Source organism: Celerinatantimonas diazotrophica (assembly GCF_004339545.1).
GTDB classification, from domain to species: domain Bacteria; phylum Pseudomonadota; class Gammaproteobacteria; order Enterobacterales; family Celerinatantimonadaceae; genus Celerinatantimonas; species Celerinatantimonas diazotrophica.
Window position 1 is genome coordinate 87,559 of the sequence record NZ_SMGD01000016.1, and the last position, 22,287, is coordinate 109,845.

Sequence of the window (22,287 nt, forward strand, 5' to 3'; positions counted from 1 at the left end):
GTTTGTCCTCTGTTCTTTACTGCGCTTGGATCCGAAGTTCGGCCGCTGATTGACTGGTGTGGCCAAGCAGTGACTTCACATCCGAAGATTTCGGTTTGACAAGTTTGAACATCGGTAAGTAATGATCAAAGTCGGCTAAAATCGTTTCAGCGCGTGGGCTGTTTGTCTCTTGCCAATGCTGATTAATAATGCCTCTTAGATGTTCTTGGTGAATCGCTAACTCACTGATATCGATTAGTTCAACCATATCGGTATTGGTGCGTTGTTCAAAATCACCTGTTTCATCTAAGACATAGGCAAATCCCCCTGTCATTCCAGCCGCAAAGTTCACTCCCGAGCGGCCTAGGACAGTGACAATCCCCCCAGTCATATATTCACAACCGTTGTCGCCAAGTCCTTCGACAACGGCATGAGCACCCGAGTTACGAACGGCAAAGCGTTCACCAACTCTGCCAGCCGCATAAAGCTTACCGCCAGTTGCTCCATATAAGCAGGTGTTGCCTGCAATCGTTGCCATATGTGACTGAAAGGCTACTCCTATATGAGGGCGGATAACCAGCTTGCCGCCTGTCATGCCTTTACCTACATAGTCGTTAGCATCCCCGGTTAAAATCAGGTTCACGCCACCTGCGTTCCAAACTCCAAAACTTTGACCGGCTGTCCCGTCAAAATTAATTTCGATCGGATCACTGGCCATTCCTTGGTTACCATGTTTTTTCGCAATGGTGCCTGACAGTGTTGCACCAACGGAGCGATCAGTATTGCGAATTTCATAGCGTAATGAAGCACCGGTTTTATTTTCGATGGCCTCTTTTGAATCTTCGACAATTTTTTGATTGAGCGGCCCGTTATCAAAGGTTGGGTTCGAAGTTTTGCAGAACAATCCTTCATTATTGGGGGATTGCGGTTTGTATAAAATACCGCTTAAGTCCAATTTACTCTGTTTACTGGTGAAACCTTCGATAGCCGTTAAAAGTTCAGTGCGTCCAATCAAGTCTGTGAGCTTGCTAACGCCACAAAAGGCGAGTAACTCACGAACTTCTTGCGCTAAGAAACGGAAATAGTTCATAACCATTTCTGCTTCACCTGCAAAGTGTTTACGGCGCAGCATCTCATCTTGCGTGGCCACCCCAGTTGCACAGTTGTTTAAGTGGCAAATACGTAGATATTTACAACCTAAAACGACCATTGGTCCGGTGCCGAAACCAAAGCTTTCAGCTCCCAAAATGGCTGCTTTGACCACATCCAACCCTGTTTTTAGCCCACCATCGACTTGCAGCCGAATCTTATGGCGAAGGCCATTTTCAACGAGTGCTTGCTGGGTTTCTGCAAGGCCTAATTCCCAAGGGCTACCGGCATATTTCACCGAAGTTAGTGGACTTGCCCCGGTGCCTCCGTCATAACCTGAAATGGTAATGAGATCGGCATATGCTTTGGCCACTCCCGTGGCAATGGTTCCCACACCAGGTTCTGAAACCAGTTTGACCGAGATAAGTGCCTCAGGATTGATCTGTTTTAAGTCAAAAATTAGCTGCGCTAAATCTTCGATTGAATAAATATCATGGTGTGGTGGCGGTGAAATCAGGGTTACACCCGGAACGGCATAACGTAGCTTGGCGATTTCGACACTCACTTTGTGTCCAGGAAGCTGTCCCCCTTCGCCAGGTTTAGCGCCTTGAGCAACTTTAATCTGGATCACGCTAGCATTCATCAGATAGTGTGGGGTTACGCCAAAACGACCTGAGGCAATCTGTTTAATTTTAGAGTTGCGTTCACTGTTAAAGCGGTTGGGATCTTCGCCCCCTTCACCTGAGTTGGATTGTCCTCCTAACCGATTCATGGCGATTGCCAATGTCTCGTGAGCCTCTCGTCCGAGTGCCCCAATGGACATTGCCGCTGTATCAAAACGAGGGAATAGGGCACTCGCTGGTTCAACGTCATCTAAGGCGATAGCATGCTGTTCAGGTGGTGTCAGCTTGAGTAAGTCGCGCAACGTGGCAACAGGTCGTTCGTTGACTAGCTTAGCAAATGCCTTATATTGCTGATAATCACCACTACGAGTAGCTGCCTGGAGCGTTTTCACAATATCTGGATTATAAGAGTGATATTCGCCGTCATGGACATATTTGAGTAAGCCGCCTGCTGGCAGTTTACGACGTTTGAGCCAAGCTTGACGAGACAGGTTTAGTTGATCTTGTTGGATATCATCAAAGTCAGCGCCGCTAATCCGGCTGGCGACTCCATTAAAACAAAGATCCACAACTGATTCGTTTAACCCTACGGCTTCGAATAGTTGAGAACAGCGGTAACTGGCGACAGTTGCAATGCCCATTTTGGACATAATTTTGTAAAGGCCTTTGTTGATCCCATAGCGATAGTTTTGGATCGTCGTCCGTAGGTCATGACTAATGCTGCCATTTTCTACTTGATACGCCAGAGACTCATACGCTAAATATGGATAAACCGCTGTTGCACCAAAACCGAGTAGAACCGCAAAATGATGCGGGTCTCGAGCAGATGCTGTTTCAACTAGTATGTTCGCATCACAACGTAGCTGATTTTCCAGCAAGGCGTTTTGCACGGCCCCAACAGCCATTGCCGCCGGGATGGGAAGGGTTTCTTTGCTGAGATCTCTATCCGAGAGCACAATGAGCACCGTCCCCATCCGAGCAGTCGTGACAGCCTCGTTGCAAATCCGTTTAATAGCAGCTTCAAGGCCTTCACTAGGCTGATAATTTAGACTGATAATGCTAGAACGATAATGCTCTTCATCTAACTCAAGCAACTGGCGGAAGTCACTATAGACTAAAATGGGTGAGCTAAATGTATAACGAGCCGCGTGACCGGTGGTTTCTTGAAAGACATTTTGCTCTCGACCAATACAGGTTGCCAATGACATGACATGTGTTTCACGCAATGGGTCGATAGGCGGGTTAGTGACCTGCGCAAATTTTTGCCGGAAATAGTCATAAAAGTTACGGCTCTGACTGGACAACACCGCCATGGGCGTGTCATCTCCCATAGAACCCACCGCTTCTTGGCCATTTTCGCCAAGAACATCAAGGACTTGTTCTAATTCCTCTTTGCTGTAACCAAATTGTTTTTGATAAACCAGCAGTTCAGCATTGCTAAAATTGCGATGCCCAACATGTTCACCATCAAGCTCTTCAAAGGGCTTGATGTGGTGGAAGTTTTCGTTAATCCACTGTCGATAGGGATGACGAGCTTTTAAATCCTGATCAATTTCAAACGAAGTCCACAGCTTGCTAGTGTAGGTATCAATGACCAGCAGTTCACCTGGACCAACCCGACCTTTTTCAAGAACCTCATCGGGTGAATAATCCCATATCCCAACCTCTGATGCTAAAGTAATCAGCTTGTCGTTGGTAATGACATAACGAGCAGGTCGTAAACCGTTACGATCTAAGCCGCAAGCGGCAAAACGACCGTCACTCATAACAATCCCTGCTGGACCATCCCATGGCTCCATGTGCATGGAGTTGAAGTCATAAAAGGCTTTGAGGTCGTCATCCATATCCGGATGGTGTTGCCATGCTGGTGGAATCAATAAGCGGAAAGCTCGGAACAGGTCCATCCCTCCCGCTAAAAACAGCTCAAGCATGTTATCCAGTGACGATGAATCGGAACCTTCTGTATTGACGAATGGGGCGGCCGTTTGTAGATCTGGCAACAAAGGAGAGCTGAACTTATAAGAACGCGCTTTGGCCCATTGGCGGTTACCGGTAATCGTATTAATTTCACCATTATGGGCTAAAAAGCGAAATGGTTGAGCGAGCGGCCATTTTGGTGATGTGTTGGTTGAGAAACGTTGATGGAACAGACAGATACTACTTTGCATGCGAATATCACCCAAATCTGGATAGAATCGGGTTAGATCCGCAGGCATGCATAAGCCTTTATAGACAGTCGTCAGTGTTGATAACGATGTGATATAAAATTCTGGATCAATTGGATCCAGTTGTTTTTCAATGCGTCGACGAGCAATATACAGGCGCCGTTCGATATCTTTCGCAACCCATCCTGCGGGTGCATTAATAAAGACTTGTTCGATTTGGGGGCGGTTTGATTTGGCTAAATCACCTAGCACACTGTCTTCGACAGGAACTTCTCGCCAACCCAGAACGGTTAATGTTTCTTGTTCGAGTTCTTTTTTGATGACCTGGCGAGCATTCTCAGCCAAGATCGGATCGGTATTTAAAAAGATCATCCCAACCGCATACTTCCGGCCAAGACTCCATTTTTTCTCTTCAGCAATGGCCCGGAAAAAAGCATCTGGTTTTTGCATTAGCAGACCGCAACCGTCACCGGTTTTACCGTCGGCTGAGATCCCTCCACGATGTTGCATACGCGTTAAAGCAGAGATTGCAACGCGCACTAGTTTATGGCTGGCTTCGCCTTCCATATGGGCGATCAGGCCAAAGCCACAATTATCTTTTTCCAGGGTCGAGTCATAAACTGACATGACACTTCTCCTTGCACTTCCCGATTATGGTTGCTGTTGTTGTGATAAGGGAGGTGAATTAAGCGTTATAGTTATAGTCGTTAAACCAGTTTCCGTTATTGAGTTTGGTCTCTGGCGAATCTCACAAACTATCGAGAAATGTGACCAAGGTCAATTACCAAATGAGGCAATGATACTAAAAACCATGCAAATACGATGAATTTTCTACCATGTTGGCGAGCAAGTTTAGATTTTTGCGCCAGTTATAGCTCAAAAGCTAGCGAACTGTCGTAAGGATAAGTTTATCTGAAGAATATCTATTTTAATATTATTTTAATTTGCTTTGATCTGAGCTGGCACCCTGAATAATCTGGCTGATTAAACTAGCATTTGTATTAATTAGCAAGGGAATACATGTGCAGTTAACTGATTTTGTGCATACGATTGGAAGCTATTTTCGTTCTCGCTATGCAACGCGGGTGCGTAAGTTAACCATTGATGCCCAATTTACCTGTCCGAACCGTGATGGCACGATTGGCCGGGGAGGGTGTACATTTTGTAATGTCGATTCATTTACTGCTGCTGTTCCATCAGATCTATCGATTGCTGAGCAACTGTCTCAACGCAAGGCCGAGATGAAGCATCAGGATATTTTATATCTGGCGTATTTTCAGGCCTACACGAGCACTTATGGTGAATATCAAAAGCTCTATCAGCTTTATCAACAAGCTTTAAATGTGCCGCAAGTCATTGGTATCTGTGTTGGAACGCGCCCCGATTGTGTCAGTGATGAGGTGCTTCAGCTATTGAGTGACTATCAGCGCCAAGGCAAAGAAGTCTGGCTGGAGTTGGGGTTACAAAGTGCTAATGCGCGAACTTTAAAGCGAATTAATCGTGGACATGATTATAGTGCTTATCAGCGTGTTGTTGAAAAAGCACATCGTTATCAAATAAAAGTGTGCACTCATTTGATTTTGGGGTTGCCAGGGGAAGGGCCTGATGACTATGCCAACACTCTACAGCAGGTGCTGAGTGACGGGGTAAGTGGATTAAAATTGCACCCATTGATGGTGGTGCAAGGCAGCGTTATGGCGAAGGCTTGGCAAGCGGGAAGACTTTCGACGCTGTCATTAGATGAATATGTTAAAAATGCTGCGATGCTAATTGAACAGACCCCATGGGATGTGGTGTTCCACCGGGTTTGTGCCACTGCTCGTCCACCGATGTTATTAAGTCCAAATTGGTGTGCTCAGCAATGGCCACCTTTGACAGCTATCGGTAATTATCTGAGTAAATATGGTAAACAGGGGAGTGGTTTGAGTTCAAAAGTATGAGTAAAAATTCACCTGAAATAGCTATTCACATCAAGGCGCTGATATGCAGAATATGAGGAGCGATGAGGATCTGTTAAAAGCTCCTTATCGGTTACAGATGTGAGCCGGCATTGTCTGGTCATTAAAAGGATGTTTCAATGGATCAGCTTGTTCAAGTAGTCTTCCCGACCTCCTGGATGGTGGCGGGTGCTTTGGCTATTTGCGTTGTTATTTTATTAATTCTATTTATTTTGCGCCATCAGTTGCCACAATTGTTGGGGCAACTGTTTATCCAGAATGGTCCTGGCGCCATTTTTATTTTCAATGCGCATACTAAGCAGTTTTTATACGCTAATTCTTTGGCGTGCGAGATGCTCCCCTTAGTTCGCCAAAAACGTCGCTGGCAGCTTTTAAATGAAACACTGGCAAATTCTTTAATTAAACAATTGGGACAGAGTCTCACTAACAATAGTGGCGTTCATTGGCAATTTCAAAGTGGTTCACATTGGCGCACTGTGCGTGTATACGCCCGGCGTGGCCACTATTTGCGTCAACAGGTTTGGTTTATTCATTGTTTTGATGACGAAGAAAGTGCTGCTGTTCATCGATGCTTAAAAAAGCAAGTTGAGTGTTTGCACGATGCTTTTAACTCGTTGCCTAATTTTGTGTACTTCTGTGATCGTAATCATCAGCTCCTTGGCTGTAATCAGGCTTGGGCTAATTATCATGGATTGCAAGCACAAGATATGACGGGAAAATCGCTCCATGATTTTTTTACCGATTCAGAGATGCAATTTCATCAGCAGTTGGTCGAACAGGTTATAGCTGGCAAAGCCGAACCCGTGCGTCAGTGGATTGTTGGTAGTGATGGTCAGCGTAGTCTATTAGAAACTAACGGCTATCCACTATGTGATAGTGAGCATAATACCTTGGGAATGATGAGTATTTCTGCTGACGTGACACTTTGGCATGAACTCAATCAAGCTTTGGAGCAAGAAAATCAACACCGAATTGCGACCGAGAAAGAACTGCATCGACAAAATAACTTAATACGTTCCGTCTTTAATGCCTCTCCGGACCCGATCGGCTTTATTGATGCCAATGGCGTGGTGACCGGAGGTAATGGGCCTTTTGCAAGATTACTTGGCAGTCCTCAATCGGATGTGGCTGGGCGGAATCTTAATGAGTTACTCGACCCGAATAGAGTTGATTTTCATCAAGAGCAACATCGGGAAATTTTTGCAACGGGCAAGGGCATTAGTTATGAGTTTAGAACGACTCAGTTGGTGAATGATGTCACTGAAGAGCGCTGGTATGAAATCCGTAAAGCTCCGTATCATGATAACGTGACGGGGGCACAAGGAATCGTAATGATTGGTCGAGATATTTCTGAACGTAAGCGCAGTGAATATCAGTTAGCTCGTACGGTTAAACGGCTAGAAAAATTGAGCTTTTTAGATGGGCTAACGCAAGTTGCTAATCGACGTAGCTTCGATAAGGTTCTCTCTCAACAGTGGAATATGCATCGGCGAAGTGGTGAACCGTTGGCCATGTTGATGATTGATATCGACTGCTTTAAACAATATAACGACAATTATGGCCATCAGTCCGGGGATAAAGTGCTCATAGAAGTCGCTAAGGTTTTGAAATCTGTTGCGAAACGGCGCAGTGATTGGGTTGCCCGCTATGGTGGCGAAGAGTTTATTATTCTCATGCCTCACACCGACTTATCCAGAGCTTTGCAGGTTGCACAGCAAGTTCTGGATAAAATCAGAGAATGCAAGATTGAACATGTCTATTCTGAGGTGGAAGATTATTTAACCGTGAGTATTGGAGTTTCCAGTACTCGGTTATTTGAACATTACCCTTGTCAGGAACTGATTCGCACCGCTGATCACTGTCTATATCAGGTTAAGCATAGTGGCCGGAATAATTGTCAGGGAGCTCTCATTAGTGAATTGGCCGATATTGAATCATTTATATCAAAGCGGCCAAAGCCTGTATAACTGATATAGGTTAGCTCTTGGCTCTGGCATAATGGATTCTTAGCAAACCATTTTTTAGACTGTCATGGACAGCAAACACGTTCATCACAGTGAGATAATTCATGGATACTCAATATGGATGATAATTTAATCGTCAAGCCGCTGCGTAATCTGGCTCATTACTATGTACATCTTCTCTCTCGTCTTGGATTAGTTAAATTTACCCTAAGTTTGGCAACGTTAATTATTGTTGCAGCGTTAGCTATTCAGATGGTCTTAACTCTGTTTCTAACGGGGTCTATGGCATCTAAAGATGATGTCATTCGTTCAGTTTTTTTTGGTTTGGTGATTACGCCTTGGGCCGTTTTTTTTATGTCGGTGGTGGTGGATCAGTTAGAAGATTCTCGTCAGCGTTTGACTAAAATGATCCGAAAACTTGAAAAAATGCGGACTCGTGATTTAGAGCTTAACAAAAAGTTAAAAGAAAACATTGCACTTTTAAACAGTGAGATTGTTGAACGCACCCGTGCTGAACATGCCTTGCAGAGTACCATGGCAGAACTTCGTCAGGAGGTGCAGATTCGCCAGCAAGCACAAGATGAACTTGAAGAGCGCAGTGCACTGTTACGCAGCTTTATTGATACTTCTCCTGATTTAGTTTTCTATCGTAATCAGTCTGGACAATTTTCTGGTTGTAATATTGCAATGGAAAAACTGACGGGGAAAACTGAACAACAGATGATTGGTTTAACCCCCATTGAAGTTTATAGTGACGATGTCGCACAGTTTGAGATGCAAACTGATAAAGAGGTGTTCACCAGTGATGAAAGCATGACTTATGCTCAGTGGTTGACATACCCTGATGGTCGTAAAGCATACTTTGAATTGCACAAAGTGCCATTTTATAGCGCGGATGGTCATCGGCTGGGGTTACTTGGGTTTGGTCGTGATATTACTGAGCGTAAGCATTATCAGGAAAGCTTAGAGCGGGCGAGTCGCGAGAAAACAGAGTTTATTTCAACTCTTAGCCATGAGCTTCGCACCCCATTAAATGGGGTTGTAGGGTTGAGTCAAATTTTATTAGATAGCCCTCTTAATCCTGAGCAACGTCGGCAACTGCAGACGATTTACATTAGCGCAGTGACGTTGGGTAATATCTTCAATGATGTGATCGATTTAGATAAGCTTGATCGACGTCGTTTTAATATCAATAAAGCTCCAATGGAGCTCCCCGCCTTCTTACATGACCTAGAGCGTTTGGCTGCATTGCAGCTGGAATCGAAAAATTTATCTTTTAGTATTGATTATCCTCAGCAATTGCCTATGTGGGTTGAGACAGATGCGACTCGATTGCGTCAAGTACTCTGGAATATGATTAGTAATGCTACTAAATTTACCCAGCAAGGCGGGATGACGATTTGTCTGAACATCCATGAGCGAACCGCGGATCACTGTGTTTTGACCTTCGATATAGCGGATACGGGGATTGGTATTCCTCATGATGAGCTAGAGAATATCTTTGCTATGTATTACCAGGTGGATAATAAAGCGCAAGCAACCGGAACGGGTATTGGTTTAGCAGTCTCAAAACAGTTTGTTGAAGCAATGGATGGCCAGATAAGCGTGACCAGTGAATTGGGCAAAGGAACCTGTTTTACTATCCGTTTGCCCATGCAGATTTGTGACGCAGAGCAAGTCGAAGAGGATGATGAACTGCCACCACTGCATTTGCTGTTGGTGGAAGATGTTGAGTTGAATATCCAGGTTGCTAAAACTCTCCTAGAAAAACAAGGACATGAGGTTAAGGTCGCGAAAACCGGTCAGCAGGCCATTGAACAAGTGATGGCCAACGATGACTTTGACGTATTATTACTGGATATCCAGTTACCTGATATGACTGGGTTAGAGCTGGCAGATGCCCTTAAGGGACGTTTTAAAGATGATCTGCCGCCCATGGTTGCATTGACCGCGAACGTGGTGAATCGTAAAGAAGATTACCAGAAACATGGCATGGTCGATGTGGTGCGTAAACCGTTGTCGATCATAGCGGTGAATAAGGTTTTTAATCAGTTGTTTTCAATATCTGGTAGTAGTTGCTTACCGAGTATGGATGAGTCGCGCAGTGCGCCCCCAGCATCGCCTGTGAGCCACAGTCGTGATTCACTGATTTTAGATGAAGAGATCTTAAACGAGTTTTGTCAGGCGCTTGGTACCGATGGCATGGCAAAAAATGTGGATCTCTTTGAACAGACGATTGACCCATATCTGGAGATTTTGCATTCGAATTTAATGGCTCAAGATAACGATGGTATTGTCAGTGAAGCTCATAAAATTAAGGGCGCGGCTGGTTCTGTGGGGCTGGCGCGTATGCAGCGTTTAGCAAATCAGATGCAAAGCCCTGATTTGCCGGCTTGGCAGTCTAATTTAACGCGCTGGTTTGAAGAGCTCATGCAGGCTCGAGAGCAGGATATTGCAACGCTTCGCGTTTGGCTACATGAGCATCGAGAACAATTTAGCCACTAATATAAATGGACAACCAGATGGCAATCAAGGCTGGACATGCTAGAGACAGCAAAAAACCACTGACAATTGCCACTGGTACGCATTGCGTGCCGCCGCTTCTGGCGATAATTGGCAGGGTAAAATCCATCGATGTTGCGCCGCCATAGCCAATTGCAGCACTTTTAGAGATTGGCATTAACAGTGGAATTAAGACAATCGCTATTAGCTCGCGCAAAAGATCAATAAAAAAAGCACTGCTTCCCATGAGAGCATTGACTTGGCCACTAATTAAAATACCGGACAATGAATACCAGCCAAAGCCACTACTTAAAGCAAGCGCTAGTGGTTTAGGTATATCCAAGAGCCAACCTGCCAATAATGCCGCCGGAAGCGTGCTAACAAAAACGATCACGGCAATTAACATCCCTCGACGATCAAGGAATACTTGCCTTAATGTCAGTTCGCTGGCGCGAAGTTGGAGGCCAATCAGTGCTAGTAAAAACATCAGAACATAATCACTGAGCTGGCTCTGATAAGGGAGAGTCCAATGGCCGAGAAATCCAAGAGTAAATCCAACGGCAACAATTAAAACCATTGAGGCAGAGTCTTTAAACATGCCTGGATTCAACTGAAATGTCCCAACTTCAGTGATTTCTTTAGACCAATGAAAGTGACGGCGAAATAAAAATAATCCGGCTAAATTAAAAAAAGTAATGATACTAATAAAAACAGAACAGATCAGGATTAATCGAGTAAAATTACTAGCCAGATTGTCTATAAAAGCTAAGTTATAGCCCATTAAAGCCAAAATAACATAAACCAGTTTGCTCAAGCTGGCATTAATTAATTGGAGCAGCCGCGGTCGCTTGACCTCCACGGAATACCCGATAAAAAGTGGGGCAAGAATTAAAGCAATACTGAAAAACATGTACTTTCTCTGACGAATATGGGGCATTGAAAAGAAATTGGAAGGTATCATAAACCTAACTTTATATAAATATACCTTATTCAACAGCCTCCATCTCTGTTTTTGAAGTTCCTGAGTTCTCTGTTCAATAGTGGCACAGAGGGATATCAATATAATGGCTAGTTTTTTAGATGAATAGCAATAAATTAAAACAGAATACAGAATAATTGCATTTTGTGCTATTTCTAATAGCTTTTGTTATTTCTAATTGCTATTATTCGCAAAACATTTCAAGTTATTAGATCAATTTAAGGAGGTTGTATGAATACATTTATGACACATATTACATTAAGCCTTCTTAGCATCGATCTATCTCCGTGTTATACCTCCGCATCATATGGTTTCGAGATAATCCGATGAAGTTAGTGCTTACTCGTATTATTCACACTGATTCTTTGCGTGCTGACGCAAGCTATGGACTCTGCTTAAACCATCTTTGTTAGATTTTTAGGCTAAGAGTGTTATTGGGCTGCGCAGCTGATGCGTAGTTCACAAGGTATAGACTCTTCGCATCACTGTGTTTCCCAATTATTTATAACTGTAAAATAGGGAAATATTATGTTATCAATTCGATTAAAACTCACTCAGTGGCTGATTGATGGTTTACTTGATTATCAAGACCGTCTGCAAACTCGTCAGTGGCTCAAACAGATGCGGAAAAATCAAATATCGATAGGCGATGGAATGAATCCCCATTTGCGCCGCGATATTGGTATTTCTCAATCCGTGGTCTACAAAGCTGATGAACCTAAAAAGCCACGTCGAACCGATGTCGTTAAAACTCAGGGACGTCGCCGCCAGATGACCATCAGCGGTCGTATGCAGAATGTGAATTGGCCCCCAACGAGCAGGCGGAGATTACTCCGCCAACGTGTTATTCGATAATGAAAGCCCCGTAAAGGGGCTTTTTTTATGAACCAAAAGTAATACTAAGCCATTGTAAATAATGATTATGGGCTAGCGGAAATTCATCAGTTGCACAGACCGTTAGGCCTCGAGAGAGTAGTGATAGCTTGGATTTTTGTTGTTGATATTGATAATGGTGCACTAGTTTAAGAGGGGGGAGCTGTCCTGCGAGTATGACTTGATGACGTTGCGCTGCGGTTTTTTGCTGAACTAATAAATTGCTACTATAGGGGCCGTGAATCGTACTTATAAGTGCCAAAGATTGGCCGTTTGCCTGTGCCAGAATAACCCACACGTTAGACGAAGTCCCACTGGACTGATTAAATGTTCCAACTGCCTGAAACTTAGTTGGCCTAAATAGCATAGCGCTCTGGAAGCCATTTTCAATTCGGCTTAATTGCAACTTCCAATGAGCGCCGAGTTGTTGACGTAAAATTTTCATCTGAGAAGATGTTTTTGCACTGCTCAAATTAGACACTAAGAGTGCTCCAGAGCGTTTAATTTGTGCGATTGCTGCTTGGGTTAACGGTTGGTCCAATGCGTGTGCATTTAAGCTAGATAAGGTAAAAGCGTCGCTTGGACAATCACTAAAATTTAAATCATCTGCTGGTAGGCTAGATATTTTGACATCATCTGCGGCGAGAGCTTGGCCAGTTACAAGGACTAGCAACAAGGCTAGTTGTAGGGTTTTAGTTATTCTCATCATGAAGGTTATTTGTGATTTTAATCTGATAGGATAAAAGACTCGACAATTGAGAGCAAACCTTTCTGGGAGGTTGTATGTCAGAGGTGAAAAGTGGCTGGATCCAGAATCTTGATGATTGTCCAAAGCAGCAATGGCAAGCGTTAGTTAAAGAATGTGGGCCATTTGTTCAGTACGATTTTCTCAATATTTTTGAGCAAAGCGGTTGTGTGGGAGCGAATACCGGGTGGCAGGTTTGTCATTGGTTGATGTGGGATAACGAGCAATTAGTCGCAGCAGTTCCTGGGTATATTAAATATCATTCTTTTGGTGAGTATGTATTTGATTGGGGCTGGGCGGATAGTTATCAGCGCGCTGGTGTTGCATATTATCCTAAATGGATTAGCTCTGTGCCGTTTACCCCGATTACGGATGAGCGGCTGTTAATGGCGGCTAATGTTGATGCAGAACGCGTTTGGCAGCGCTTGGAGCATGATCTTTTGCAATTAAGAGATAAGTATCATTTCAGTGGCATGCACTGGTTATTTACACCTGCTCATTGGCAAGCTTCTGAAAGCTTAATGAAGCGCTGTCAAATTCAGTATCACTGGCATAACCAGAATTATCACAATTTTGATGATTTTCTTTCCAGATTGACCTCCCGAAAGCGCAAAATGATCCGTAAAGAACGTCGCGCGGTTGCTGATTATGGTATTGAGGTTGAGCGGTTAAGTGGCGAGACAATGAGTGAGCGTCACTGGCAATGCCTTGTGAAATGCTATCAACAGACTTATCTGGAACATAGTGGCCATTCAGGCTATCTCAATGAGCAGTGGTTCGCTTTGGTTCGTAAACAATTAAGTCAGCAAATTATGGTTGTATTTGCCTCATATGAAGAGCAGCTGATTGCGGCTAGTTTGTTCTTTAAAGATAAAGATACCCTCTATGGTCGTTATTGGGGATCTTTGGCACATGCGGAATTATTACATTTCGAGCTTTGCTATTATCAAGGCATTGATTATTGCATTGAGCAGCAGCTAAGACACTTTAATGCAGGTGCCCAAGGAGAACATAAATTGCTGCGTGGCTTTGAACCAACTTATTGTTATTCCTACCATCGTTTGGAGCATCCTGAATTTTCGAACGCATTAGCTGAGTTGCTCAATCAGGAACGTGCATATATGACAGAGCAGTATCAGCAGGCGTTAAATATCTTGCCGTTTAAGCATGTTATCGATGACTTGCGCTCATAGTTGATTAACGTAGTGGGTTATCACTGGCTCGAAATAAACGTCTGCGCCGGCGAAATAACTTCGCGATTGATGCTTTTACGAACATAAATATGATGGCAAAGATAATCCCACACATGAGTGCCGACTGGTTAATTATGATTCCGGGTTGATAATGATCTAACGTTGACAGCAATAGTTTTGGCTGAGGATAACGAATTAATGCCCAGAGCTGTTTGCCTAAGCTTGGACTGTCTAATGATTGCACTGAGATAGCGAGTTCTTGCGTTTCCTTTTGCGTCGTCTGTATAAACTGAGCCGTCTGTTTGCTGGCGCTACCTTTACTGTTTTGCAGTTGAATGACGAGTTTGTCTAAAGAGGCTAAATTTTGGTTGTGAGCAATGGTACTGAATTTATCCAAAACACTTTGATTTGACTGCAGATATCCTTCAACTCTTTGTTGATACAGGCTGATAAACTGCGGTACTTGCATAGCTAAAATAAAAACAGCTACAAACAACAGACGATCAATGATTCCAAGTAAAAAACGCATAAGAACTCCGTGAAAGCAGCGATGCAAAGGCCATCCAATGGTAAGAATCATCTAAGTGATAAAAAATACATCATATTTATAGCATACCTTTATGAAATTTCGGTAATCATCATCTGATGTTAGTTTAAACGCTTATGTTCTCTTTCTTTTTAAGGCCGCTGATGTTAATAGTAGAGTAAATAGCTAGTACTCTCATTTTTTGTCTGTTTATTTTAGATATTAAAGGCTTAAAATAATAAAATTTATTGATGTAATCGGGTTGAACTCATGCAATCGACAAAAAATTTTCGGGTTGCTGTAGTGGGGGGCGGAGTAGCTGGTAGCGTGTGTGCCTTGCGACTAGCCGAGTCAGGCATTAATGTCAGTTTACTAGAAAAAGGCCCTGAGCTGGTGAATGGTCCTCCTATTTGTCATTTGCATGCTGGAGGCAGTTTATACCGAGAGTTAAGTGATGAACAATGTTTAGCTCTGTTAGAGCAATCGATCTACACGGCGCGAAGTTTCTCTGGTTCAATGCGCTATCGTCCCACATTAATCGCCATCCCGCAGCGAGATCCGGGGAATATTGAACAATTACTGCCACGGTTTCAAAAATTAAGAGAGCATTATCGCCAGTTAGTCAAAGCCGATCCTCTGAATGAAGTAATTGGTCGAGTTGATGATTATTTTCAGTTAGTCAGCCAGGAAGATGCTGAACGGCTGGCAACGTTACCGGCTGTTGTTGAGCCAAAAACGGCTGAACATTGGTTGATTAATGCATTGCGTGAACTGGACCTGAATAAACTAAAATTTCCCTTGGTGTTAGTTCAAGAATATGGTGTGAGTTTATTTCGGGTCGCGGCTTGTGTCTCTTTAGCAACTCAAAACTTAGATTCTGTGCGTGTTCATCTTCATAGTGATGTTGAAAAAATAGAGGCTATCGAGCATGGTTGGCGAGTGCATTATCGGCAAAAGGGGCTATCTAACAGTCTCGATGTTGATTATCTAGTCAATGCAGCAGGGTATCAAAGTGGTGTAATTGATGATTTGCTGGGTGTTGAATCGGCGCGAATGGTTGAATTTAAAGCAGCCTATCTGGCCGAATGGCCACAGCAGCAGTGTCCGTGGCCTGAAGTAGTGATTCATGGTCTGCGAGGTACGAAACATGGTATGGCACAATTAACCCCATATGGACAAGGCGTGTTTCAGTTACATGGTATGACTCCGGGGGTCACTTTATTTGAGCAGGGAGTCTCAAGAAGTTCAACGCGCAGTGCTCAGCCGCAGCTCAATGCTGAGATATTGCAGCTTGCCTTTGGCCAGTGGAGTCCTGATTTGGCTTCACAACGAACTCAGGCTGCCATTCATTATCTAGCTGAGTTTGTTCCGTCTTTTAAAAATGCTCAGGTGATTGTTAAACCGCTCTCTGGTGCTCAGCAGATCCCCGGTAGTGATCTAAACCAGCGAGTAAGTGGTGCAAGCTTCGCCGCCAGTCGTTATGCTCGCAGTGAAATTGTAAAATTTTCATCAGCTCTGGATGCGGCAGATGATATTCTCTCAGACATAGGGAAATTGACACAACTGTCAGAGAATCTTTCTATTGAACTCCAAGCGATTAACTCACTTGCTATTGAATTGATCGATGAGCTGGCCGAAGAAATTGCATTGCGCCGACAATATCCGAAAGCTCTGGCGACTCAGTGTTAAAAATATCCACAAGTTAGCTGCTATTCACCTACTAGTAATATAGATAATTATAACGGTAAGCATCTTACCGTTTCATCTTCCCTTATTTACTTGGTTCGCTGTGACTATTGTTTGCTCTGCAGTTTCTCATTAAGTGACCTGTTTCTCATATTTAACTTATGATTAGAATATCAGCAATTTCCTTGATAGTATGTCAAAAGTATTAATATATTGACTTGTAATGGAAATCTAAGTATTAATCTTTTATGTGATAATCTAATTGATTAGAATTAGTTCGCATATTAGTATATTTGGCCATATATGAGTGATTTTTCTGATTTATGTTGATCGAGCGTTGCGCAATATGTTTTTGTAGTGGCTTTTCTTGGTGTGTGGTTAAGGTGGGAGTTCTTTAAAAGAGTAGGGTATATCGTTAGGGAAACCTGACGCTGGATAGGAATTCTCTTTTACACTGACGGAAGCAGTTTCCCTATAGATATTTTGAATATAATAATTGGCTTTTTTTATATGTTAACGAGTACCTACCACTTTAAAAGTTCCCATAAACGTGAGCTATTTAATAAGTGCTTAACGCCAGCGTTTGTGTGTGATGCTAAAGGTCGCTTGTTAGATGCTAATGTGGCTGCTGAACCTTTACTTAGTGATCAACAGACAAAAAATCTTTGGCATATTTTTGATATGGGACGGGAAGAATTATCCACGCAAGATAAACATTGTCAGGTTGTGTCACTGATTCAGGATTCTTCTCAGCAAAGTTTATTTTTATTATATGTTGATAAACTGGATGCAAAAGACCAAATATATCTGGTGCGAGCAAAGCCGCAACTCAAATACTTTAACCAGCCACTGGGGGTGCGTGAGCGACCATTTTTTTATGATGCTCTGACAGGCCTCGCGAATCATTATGCGTGGTACCGACGGGATCAACATCGCTTATACAGTGCTCCTTGTGCACTGGTTTTAATTAAATTGCATAATTTACGTGCCATTAATATTTTGGTGGGGATGCAAAGTGGTGACGAGCTGCTTCGAGAACTTGGCGAATCATTTAAGGCCATGAGCTCCAGTTCGATACATATCTATCGGTTTCCTGGCGCTAAATTTCTATTGGTATTAAATCAACCGGTTGAGTCTCTTGAAAACTGGCTCTATGAGAATTTATCACAGCTATTACGTGATGAACTTTCATGTCAGGATCTCCAAGGGATGCATCTGGATTGGCGGGCGGGGGCAACACTTTACCGTAATCAAGAAACCGCTCAGGCACTGATGGAAGAGTGTTCCATTGCGATGGCTCATACCAGTCCATCGTATCCTTATGTGTGCTATCGAGATGAATATCAGATGGTTATAGCCCATCGGAATCGTCAACAGAATCGTATCTATCAGGCGCTTGAGAATGAGCAATTGGATTTATGGCTACAACCCCAGACATTAGCCAGTGGCAAAATTGTTGGTTATGAGTGTTTGTGCCGACTAGAAGACTCTAATGGGGAGGTGATTCCTCCTGATGAATTTTTGCCTTATGTGGATTTAAACAATTGGTATGCTTGGTTGGCTCAGTTGGTTTGGGCTCGGGCTTGCGAGTTGTTATCAGACTGGGATGACCGGTTAGGCCACGTTCCTCTTTCGATCAATCTTGCTGGCCCCGAATTACTGGATGAACGGTTTTATCAGATGCTGCTAAAATGTTACAGTCAGTCTGCTCTGTTACGTCAGCGTCTAGGGTTGGAGCTAACAGAGACTTCGATGGTTGGACAGTTAGCTCAAACGAAACAGCGGCTCAGTTCGCTTGCTCAGGCCGGGGTTACGGTGCTCATTGATGATTTCGGCACCGGACATGCATCACTTGCCCAATTGGTGGACTTGTCTATTTCTATATTAAAGATTGATCGTTTGTTTGTATCCCATGTTTTGGACTCATCCATTCATTCTAATATCATTAAGGCATCGGTAGAACTGGCCAACAGCTTAGATATGAAAGTTATTGTCGAAGGGGTAGAAACCGCTGAAGAACTCCATGCACTAAAAGCCCTTGGCTGTAAAATGTTTCAAGGATTCTATTTTGGGCATCCGCAGTCTTACCAAAAACTTTTGGAGCAGTTTAAATCGTGAAAAGTCGTTCGGCATAGAAAATAGGGCTTTTGGCTGAAAATTAATTTATGATAGCCATAATTTTTATTTGCTATAGACGCTTTGCATATCGGATCTTCCTCTGGCTCTGACTGATGAGCAAGCTTCTTTATCAGGCTTGGAGAAATCATGGTTTCTGTGTTCCCTCATGCTGTGCAACGCCTCTATCTTGAACGTATCGCTAAAAGTACTCGCCCTTATTTAGCTCGTGGTCATCAAGTCATTCGCTGTCCTGATTGTTTACTAGCCATTGAACATTGCCAGTGCCATTTGCGTGAACTGGTACCTTCACATTGTGCTTTTTGTTTGGTGATGTATGATGCTGAAATTCTAAAACCTAGCAATAGTGCGCGCTTAATTGCGGATCTGATCGCAGATACCCATGCTTTTTCCTGGTCGCGTACAGAGCCGCCCCAAGCGTTGCTTGCGCTTTTACAGCGTGATGATTATCAGCCGATAGTGGTCTATCCACGGGCAAATGCTTTGCCGACGCAACCTTCGGTAACGCAAGAGCAACTTTTAACGGGAGGTGCTAAAAAACCGCTCTTTATTTTGCTCGATGGAACTTGGCGACAGGCGCACAAAATGTATCGCAAAAGCCCTTGGTTACACCATTTTCCGCTACTGTCATTTCATTTATCCAAACCGCCGACGACTTATAATCTACGTCAGGGAAGTTTAGATTTTCAATTGGCTACTGCCGAAGTCGCTGCTTTAGCTCTCAAAGAGGCTGATGAATTGGCGAATGCGGACGCCTTATTGCGTTGGTTCGAAATTTTTTGCGAAGTCAGTTTAATGGCAACATCCAAAACTTCATTGATAAAAAATCGCAGGCCATTAATACAACTGCAAAAAGAGTATCAGCATGCTTTATCGTTGGCTAAAAGAGAATCTAGCTGATTCATTAGCCGTTGGGTGTAGCGCACTCCAAATCCGCTAATGGGCGTAGGTTGGTGAGCAAGAGCTGTTTTAGGATTAAAGGCACTTAAGTCAATATGGATCCAATTATCATGGGGGCTGATAAAGCGCAATAAAAAGCGGGCTGCATGAATATGGTCAGGCCCTGGTTCCGCAGCACATTGGGCTACATCAGCGATTTGTGAGCGAAAATCGTCGTCATAATCACTATCTAACGGCTGTGGCCAGATACGCTCTCCGCATTGTTCTCCAATCTGAGTGAGCGCCATGAGCCAATCAAAACGATTACTCCACAGACCACTCCTGTTATTTCCAAGCGCACGTTTGCAAGTACCTGTTAGAGTTGCATAGTCGATGATTAATTGAGGGTTTTCGCGACTAGCTAAACTCAGCGTATCGGCTAGCACCATGCGACCTTCAGCATCGGTATCGACAATTTCGATAGTTGTTCCGTTGAGCGCTTTGACAACTTCACCTGCTTTATAGGCTTTTGGGTCAACATGGTTTTCTGCTAGGGCGAGGTAACAGTCTATTTGGTATGGGAGGTTGAGTTCGCTCGCTGCCAGCAATGAGCCTAGCGCTACTGCGGAGCCTCCCATATCCATATGCATCCCACTCATGTTGCTTTTTAAATTGTAGCCCCCGGTATCCATACAGATCCCTTTGCCAACCAGCGCGATGTGATGTTTCGGCATATTGGGAACATAACGGAGTCGAATAATGGAACATGGATGATGATCGCCTCTGGCCACAGCTAAAAAAGCTTCCGCCCCCAGCAGTGCTAGCGTATCTTCATTATAGATATCGATTTGCCAATTATATTGACTGGCCAATTGTTGCGCTAATCGTTGGTAGCTTTTCGGATTGAGCATATCGGCCGGTTGCCAGGCTAGGTAGCGGGCGAGTGCATTCCCTTTTGCTTCGGCGCGCAGCTGGGCTATTTGCTGATCACTTAAGGCAACATCTGACAAATATAAGGTTTTTTCACTTGAGTGAATTTCTTCTGAGTTATGTTTGTAATTTGGTAATGTGTAATTTGCTGCCAACCACGCACTAATAAAAGCCTCTTGTAATACGGCATCATTGCATTCAAAACTTATTTTTTGCAGTTTCGAAAGATTTGCCTGCTCAATGAGCTTTCTTGCCCATGTGAGTTTGGCAAACATGGTATTTTCGCTGACCTGTTGAGCATTTAATAGTAATGCTGGATAAGGTTGGGTAATGCTCCAGAAGGTGTTGTTAGGGAAAATAGCCTGTTGCTCTGTAAATTGAGAAACAACATGGCTTGGTAATTGAGTATGATTGTTACAACTGAGGTATATTCTAACAACGTCATTATCTAGATGGGCCGCAGCAGCTTGAACAGATAAAGAAGGATAACAAAAAGGCTTCATAAGTACTGTGCATACAATAAAAACAGTTAGAGCTAGGATAGCACTTAGCTCTAGGACTGTCAGTTGTATTAATTGAGTGCCTGAGTATAGATATCACAGTATTGATGGGCTGCTTTATCCCAGCTAAATTCGCGTTGCATCGCTCGTTTTCGCATGAGCGATAGTTGCTCCGGTTCTTCAAGATAGGCGAGCAGAGCCCTGCGTAATAGATTGAGTAATTCGCTACTCTCTGGCGGGTAAAAAATAAACCCATCGGCGTCATCTTGGTTTTGGTCGTAATCAACGACTGTATCCTGTAGACCGCCTACGCCACGTATAATGGGAATCGTGCCATAGGCAAGACTATACATCTGATTGAGTCCACAGGGCTCAAATAACGAGGGCATTAAAAAAAAGTCACTTCCGGCTTCAATGAGATGTGCCAGAGGGTTGGAGTAGGCATTTACAAAACGTAACTTATCCGGATAACGCTGTTGGAGTCGATCCAACTGTTGAGCAATTTGACTGTCTCCCGTTCCAATGATAACAACTTGAACATGGTGTCGTAAAAACAGTTCTAATGCCGGGAGTAAAATATAAAACCCTTTTTGCTCGGTGAGGCGACAGACCATGCCAAACACTGGTATTTGGTTTACAGGTAATTGCAGCTCATTTTGTAATGCTTCTTTGCATTGCCATTTACCGCTCAGGTCATCACAACTGTAATGTGCTGGCAGCATGCTATCTGTTGTTGGATTCCAATCTTTATAGTCGCAACCATTGAGTATGCCGGTTAAATCACTATGACGTTGCTGAAAAAATTCATGCAGGCCATGAGCTCCCAAGCGAGTGAGTAATTCGTTAGCATAATTAGGGCTGACCGCGGTAATTTTATCACTAAAGCGGATCCCAGCTTTAAGCATATTAAGGCACTGGTAACCATCGAGTAGTGTATCTACCAGTGGTGCAATCAGATCACCAAACATTTCAAATTGGCGACGCTCAAATTGACCTTGAAAGATGGCGTTATGAATCGTTAGAACCGTTTTCGCCTGACCTAACTTTGGATGCGCATGGTATTGGGTTTTGACCAGATAAGGGATGAGGGCGGTATGCCAGTCGTTGCAGTGAATGATATCAACATCCAAATCCAATCGCGCAGCCGCTTCTAACACCGATAAATTGAAAAATGCAAAGCGTTCACCATTGTCCGGATAACCATATTCTCCTTCACTATAGGGCTGGCTGCGATCATAGTAGTCGTGTTGTTCGATACAGTAGACACAGATGTCTTCGAGCATTAACTGCCATAGCCCTATCTCTTTTTCAAAACCGGCTTCAGTTTTAATGCTGAAACGATCGATAAATTGAGCCTCGTCCCGATGCGCGATATTGCGAAAAAAAGGCATGATCAACGTGACCCGATGACCCAGGTTACGAAGCGCAAGAGGCAGGTACTTGGCAACATCGGCCAAACCTCCAGTCTTGATAAATCCTTCAATTTCTGAAGCTACAAACAAGACATTGACTGATTCTTTGCTCACCCACCACTCCTTTTGATTCTTTGCCTGCCTTGCT

14 protein-coding genes are annotated in these 22,287 nt (G+C 43.6%); 8 read left to right on the forward strand and 6 right to left on the reverse strand.

Annotation, left to right across the window (positions count from 1 at the left end):
* Positions 1–16: 16 nt before the first annotated feature.
* A complete protein-coding gene (gene gltB / locus EV690_RS15115; RefSeq protein ID WP_131913845.1) occupies positions 17–4,483 on the reverse strand; it encodes a glutamate synthase large subunit in 4,467 nt (1,488 codons plus the stop codon).
* Positions 4,484–4,878: 395 nt separating this feature from the next.
* On the opposite strand from gltB, the gene EV690_RS15120 reads away from it, so the two are divergent.
* From EV690_RS15120 to arcB, 3 genes are all read left to right on the forward strand, one after another.
* Entirely contained in the window at positions 4,879–5,796 is a 918-nt protein-coding gene (locus EV690_RS15120; protein ID WP_131913846.1) for a TIGR01212 family radical SAM protein, read from the forward strand.
* A gap of 137 nt (positions 5,797–5,933) precedes the next feature.
* Positions 5,934–7,781: a sensor domain-containing diguanylate cyclase gene (locus tag EV690_RS15125; RefSeq protein ID WP_131913847.1), complete on the forward strand. Its 1,848-nt coding sequence runs from the start codon at positions 5,934–5,936 to the stop codon at positions 7,779–7,781.
* Between the two features lie 114 nt (positions 7,782–7,895).
* Complete coding sequence (arcB, locus tag EV690_RS15130; RefSeq protein WP_131913848.1) at positions 7,896–10,283, forward strand: aerobic respiration two-component sensor histidine kinase ArcB; 2,388 nt, start codon at positions 7,896–7,898, stop codon at positions 10,281–10,283.
* Here arcB and EV690_RS15135 read toward each other — a convergent pair.
* A complete protein-coding gene (locus tag EV690_RS15135) occupies positions 10,273–11,190 on the reverse strand; it encodes a LysO family transporter (protein ID WP_165872774.1) in 918 nt (305 codons plus the stop codon). The genes arcB and EV690_RS15135 overlap by 11 nt on opposite strands.
* Positions 11,191–11,787: 597 nt before the next feature.
* On the opposite strand from EV690_RS15135, the gene EV690_RS15140 reads away from it, so the two are divergent.
* Positions 11,788–12,114, forward strand: coding sequence for a hypothetical protein (locus EV690_RS15140; protein ID WP_131913850.1), 327 nt, complete (start codon positions 11,788–11,790; stop codon positions 12,112–12,114).
* Positions 12,115–12,139: 25 nt separating this feature from the next.
* On the opposite strand, the gene EV690_RS15145 is transcribed toward EV690_RS15140, so the two are convergent.
* The gene (locus EV690_RS15145; RefSeq protein ID WP_131913851.1) at positions 12,140–12,841 is read right to left on the reverse strand and encodes a hypothetical protein; all 702 of its coding nucleotides are present in this window, start codon (positions 12,839–12,841) and stop codon (positions 12,140–12,142) included.
* A 74-nt stretch (positions 12,842–12,915) separates the two neighbouring features.
* Between EV690_RS15145 and EV690_RS15150 the strand changes: the two genes are divergently transcribed.
* Positions 12,916–14,070, forward strand: coding sequence for a GNAT family N-acetyltransferase (locus tag EV690_RS15150; protein ID WP_131913852.1), 1,155 nt, complete (start codon positions 12,916–12,918; stop codon positions 14,068–14,070).
* A gap of 4 nt (positions 14,071–14,074) precedes the next feature.
* Here EV690_RS15150 and EV690_RS15155 read toward each other — a convergent pair whose 3' ends face one another.
* Positions 14,075–14,599: a DUF2937 family protein gene (locus tag EV690_RS15155; RefSeq protein WP_165872775.1), complete on the reverse strand. Its 525-nt coding sequence runs from the start codon at positions 14,597–14,599 to the stop codon at positions 14,075–14,077.
* A 267-nt stretch (positions 14,600–14,866) separates the two neighbouring features.
* Here EV690_RS15155 and EV690_RS15160 point away from each other — a divergent pair, with 267 nt between their 5' ends.
* The 3 genes from EV690_RS15160 (at position 14,867) to EV690_RS15170 (ending at position 19,318) form a co-directional block, all read left to right on the forward strand.
* Positions 14,867–16,285: an FAD-dependent oxidoreductase gene (locus EV690_RS15160; protein WP_131913854.1), complete on the forward strand. Its 1,419-nt coding sequence runs from the start codon at positions 14,867–14,869 to the stop codon at positions 16,283–16,285.
* Between the two features lie 507 nt (positions 16,286–16,792).
* Positions 16,793–18,400 (forward strand): bifunctional diguanylate cyclase/phosphodiesterase, encoded by a 1,608-nt coding sequence (locus tag EV690_RS15165; protein WP_131913855.1) that lies wholly within the window; start codon positions 16,793–16,795, stop codon positions 18,398–18,400.
* Between the two features lie 147 nt (positions 18,401–18,547).
* Entirely contained in the window at positions 18,548–19,318 is a 771-nt protein-coding gene (locus tag EV690_RS15170; RefSeq protein WP_131913856.1) for a tRNA-uridine aminocarboxypropyltransferase, read from the forward strand.
* Here EV690_RS15170 and EV690_RS15175 read toward each other — a convergent pair.
* Both EV690_RS15175 and glgA read right to left on the reverse strand, forming a co-directional pair.
* Positions 19,279–20,730, reverse strand: coding sequence for a M17 family metallopeptidase (locus EV690_RS15175; RefSeq protein ID WP_131913857.1), 1,452 nt, complete (start codon positions 20,728–20,730; stop codon positions 19,279–19,281). The two genes, EV690_RS15170 and EV690_RS15175, sit on opposite strands and share 40 nt — an antisense overlap.
* Positions 20,731–20,798: 68 nt before the next feature.
* Positions 20,799–22,253, reverse strand: coding sequence for a glycogen synthase GlgA (gene glgA, locus EV690_RS15180; protein WP_131913858.1), 1,455 nt, complete (start codon positions 22,251–22,253; stop codon positions 20,799–20,801).
* Positions 22,254–22,287 lie beyond the last annotated feature (34 nt).